The organism is Dietzia sp. Cai40, from assembly GCF_014145165.1.
GTDB classification, from domain to species: Bacteria; Actinomycetota; Actinomycetes; order Mycobacteriales; family Mycobacteriaceae; genus Dietzia; species Dietzia natronolimnaea.
This window is the reverse complement of sequence record NZ_JAALEB010000165.1, coordinates 1-2911: the sequence shown is the minus strand read 5'-3', so window position 1 is coordinate 2911 and position 2911 is coordinate 1. Positions and strand designations below refer to the sequence as shown.

General features: G+C 72.8%; 4 protein-coding genes and 1 pseudogene. 2 read left to right on the top strand and 3 right to left on the bottom strand.

What is annotated here, in order from left to right; all coding sequences use genetic code 11:
• Positions 1–214 (bottom strand): annotated as a pseudogene (locus tag G6022_RS07155) (hypothetical protein); the annotation flags it as partial.
• A gap of 35 nt (positions 215–249) precedes the next feature.
• Here G6022_RS07155 and G6022_RS07150 point away from each other — a divergent pair.
• Both G6022_RS07150 and rpsT read left to right on the top strand, forming a co-directional pair.
• On the top strand, positions 250–798 hold the full coding sequence (locus G6022_RS07150) for a type II toxin-antitoxin system PemK/MazF family toxin (protein WP_182639854.1): 549 nt from the start codon (positions 250–252) through the stop codon (positions 796–798).
• A gap of 207 nt (positions 799–1005) precedes the next feature.
• Entirely contained in the window at positions 1006–1266 is a 261-nt protein-coding gene (gene rpsT / locus G6022_RS07145; protein WP_179524952.1) for a 30S ribosomal protein S20, read from the top strand.
• A 115-nt stretch (positions 1267–1381) separates the two neighbouring features.
• Here rpsT and holA read toward each other — a convergent pair whose 3' ends face one another.
• Entirely contained in the window at positions 1382–2359 is a 978-nt protein-coding gene (holA, locus tag G6022_RS07140; RefSeq protein WP_182691268.1) for a DNA polymerase III subunit delta, read from the bottom strand.
• A 66-nt stretch (positions 2360–2425) separates the two neighbouring features.
• Positions 2426–2911, bottom strand: a 486-nt coding sequence (locus G6022_RS07135) for a ComEC/Rec2 family competence protein (RefSeq protein WP_182691265.1), incomplete at its 5' end; no start/stop codon positions are given.

Sequence of the window (2911 nt, the reverse complement as noted above, 5' to 3'; positions counted from 1 at the left end):
CGCGGACCGCCGCGAGCACCGGCCGCGGGGTCACCTGCACGTCGATCATCGCGCCGGCCACCGCCTCGTCGCGGACGTTCACCACGTACTCGGTCACCCCGAGGTCGGCGAGCGGGCCGTCCACCGCCCGGGCGATGTCCGACCGCAGCCGGGAGGCGTCGGGCCCGGCACGTTCCGGGTCGTCCGCCCACACCACCGCCAAGAGCATGTCCATGAACCGGGATCCTAGATGCCGTTACCCTGGCGGACATGGCGATCGACTGGGCCCGGATGGGTCGCACCGCGGCCCGGATGAGCCGCAAGTACGGACCGACGGTGGCCCTCGAGGTGCGTCGGCGCCTCGAGGATCGCGGGATCACCTCCGCCGCGCCGCGTGGGGCCGTGGGGGCGGGACGACCCACCACGTCCGGGACCGTGCCCACGTCGAGTCGCGCGCGGACCGTCTCCTACGCACCCGACCTCGACGGTCGGGCCGATCCGGGAGAGATCGTGTGGACGTGGGTCGAGTTCGAGGAGGCCGACGGACGCGGGAAGGACCGTCCGGTCCTGGTGGTGGGCCGCGACGGCGATCGACTGCTCGGCCTCATGCTCTCCTCGCAGGACAGGCGGGACGACGACGAGGGGTGGCTCGGGCTCGGCACCGGACCGTGGGACGCGGAGGGCCGACCGAGCTGGGTCCGCCTGGACCGCGTGCTGGACGTGCCCGAACAGGGCATCCGACGCGAGGGGGCCGTCTGCTCCCGCGCCACGTTCGACCGGGTCGCGGACCGGTTGCGCTCGGACTACGGCTGGCGCTGACGGGCGGTGGTGGCGGGCAGCCCGACACGGGCCCGACCGGGTGCTCGCCCACCCGTCACGCGTTTTGGCCGGTGACGCCGCCGCTGGTAAAGTGGGTCGTCGGTGTCCACCGGATCGCATTGCGCGTGTTCGAGCGGACTAGAGACATGACATCAGATCGACCGGATCCCCCGCGGAGCCGTCGACACACGACCGAAGGTGTGACCAGTGGCAAACATCAAGTCCCAGAAGAAGCGGAACCTCACCAACGAGCGCAACCGTCTCCGCAACCAGTCGATCAAGTCGTCTCTGCGTTCCGCCATCCGCAGCCTGCGTGAGGCCACCGAGGCCGGCGACAAGGCCAAGGCCGGCGCCCTCCTCGTCGCCACCTCGCGTCAGCTCGACAAGGCCGCCACCAAGGGTGTCATCCACCAGAACCAGGCCGCCAACAAGAAGTCGTCGCTCGCCAAGGCCGTCAACGCGCTCTGAGGCGACCCGCTCCCCCAGTCGGGGAGCACAGCCCCGCGTCGTTCGCCGCCGCGATGAGGCTCCGAGGGCCCACCCCCGCACCGATCGAGTGCGCGTGGTGGGCCCTCGTCGCGTTCTAGGCGACGCCGGCCAGTGACCCCACCTCCCGCACCGCCCGCTCGAGCGCGTACGAGGTGTCCTCCGCCTGCCCCTTGACCTCGCCGTTGAGGCGGGCCACCACCTGGAGGGCGCTGCCGAGGGTGTCGATGGACCAGTACCGGGTCTGCGCGGTGACCTTCTTGACCTTCCACGGAGGCAGGCCCTGCCGCGCCAGTTCGGCCGGCGGGGTGCCCCGTTGGGTGCCCACCATGGCGATCGAGTTCACGGCGTCCGCGAGAGCGTCCGCCAACACGACGTGCGGGACCCCCGTGTGCATGGCCCATTCGAGCGCCTCGATCGCGCCGGCCACATCCCCGGTGACCGCGCGCTCGGCCACGGTGAACCCGCTGACCCCCACGACCCCGGAGTGATAGCGGCGCACCGCTTCGACGTCGACCTTCCCCCCGGTGTCGGCCACCAGCTGGCCACACGCCGACGCCAGCTGCCGAAGGTCCGTGCCCACCGCCTCCACCAGGGCCTCACACGCCTCGGGGGCCACCCGGACGTCGAGACCCCGGAACTCCGAGCGCACGAATCCCACCACGTCCATGTGGCGGGAGAGCTTGCCGGCCGCGTGCTCCTGCGCACCGGCCCTACGCAGGTCCGGTACGAGCGCCTTGGCCCGACCCCCGCCCGTGTGCTGGACCACCGTGACCGTCTGGTCCGGCAGGTCGACGGCGGACCCCATCACCGCCGCCTGGGCGTCCTTGCCCAGTTCCGCGGCACCGGTGATCACCACGATCCGGGCCTCGCCGAACAGCGACGGTGAGAGCAGTTCGAACAGCTGCGGTGCACCGACCTCCGGTCCCCCCAGGCGGGAGACCACGGGCGGATCCTCCCCCGCGGGAGCCGCTGCCCGCACGGCCGCCACGACACCGGCGGTGGCGCGCTCGGTGAGGAACTCGTCCTCGCCCAGGACGAGATGCAGCGGGCCGGGTGAAGAACCGGGTGTCATGGGCGCTCCTCGTCGTCGTACTCACCCGACATCGTGCCACGCAGGTCCGTCACCACAGGCGCGGGATCACCCGGGCGCCACGTCGGGCGAACCCGGCAGGGACACGGCGACGTCCGCGACGGTCTCGAGCCACCACAGCGCCGGGGCGCACGCCCACGCCAGCACGACGGCCCCGTCCTCCCACACCGGCCCGAGGGCCGCGGCGGCGGTCCCGAGCACCGTCACCAGAGGCACCACCGGGGCCACCGCGATATTGGCGGGCAGCGCCCACGGGCCCGTCTCCAACCCGGTGACCGCCAGTACCGGGAGGGTGGCCAGGTGTGCCACCACGCAGACCGCCAGCACGTCCGCGATGGTGGCGGGCATCCACGGGCGACGCAGACGCACGGCCACGGGTCTGGCGAACAACACGAGCGCGGCGGTCGCGGTGACCGACAGGACGAAGCCGGCCCCGGTCGCGGTGGCGGGGTCGAGCATCGCCACCAGCAGCACCACGCCGGCCAGCGCGGCCAGAGGGCGACCGGTCCGGTGGGAGCTGAGGGCGGCCAGGCC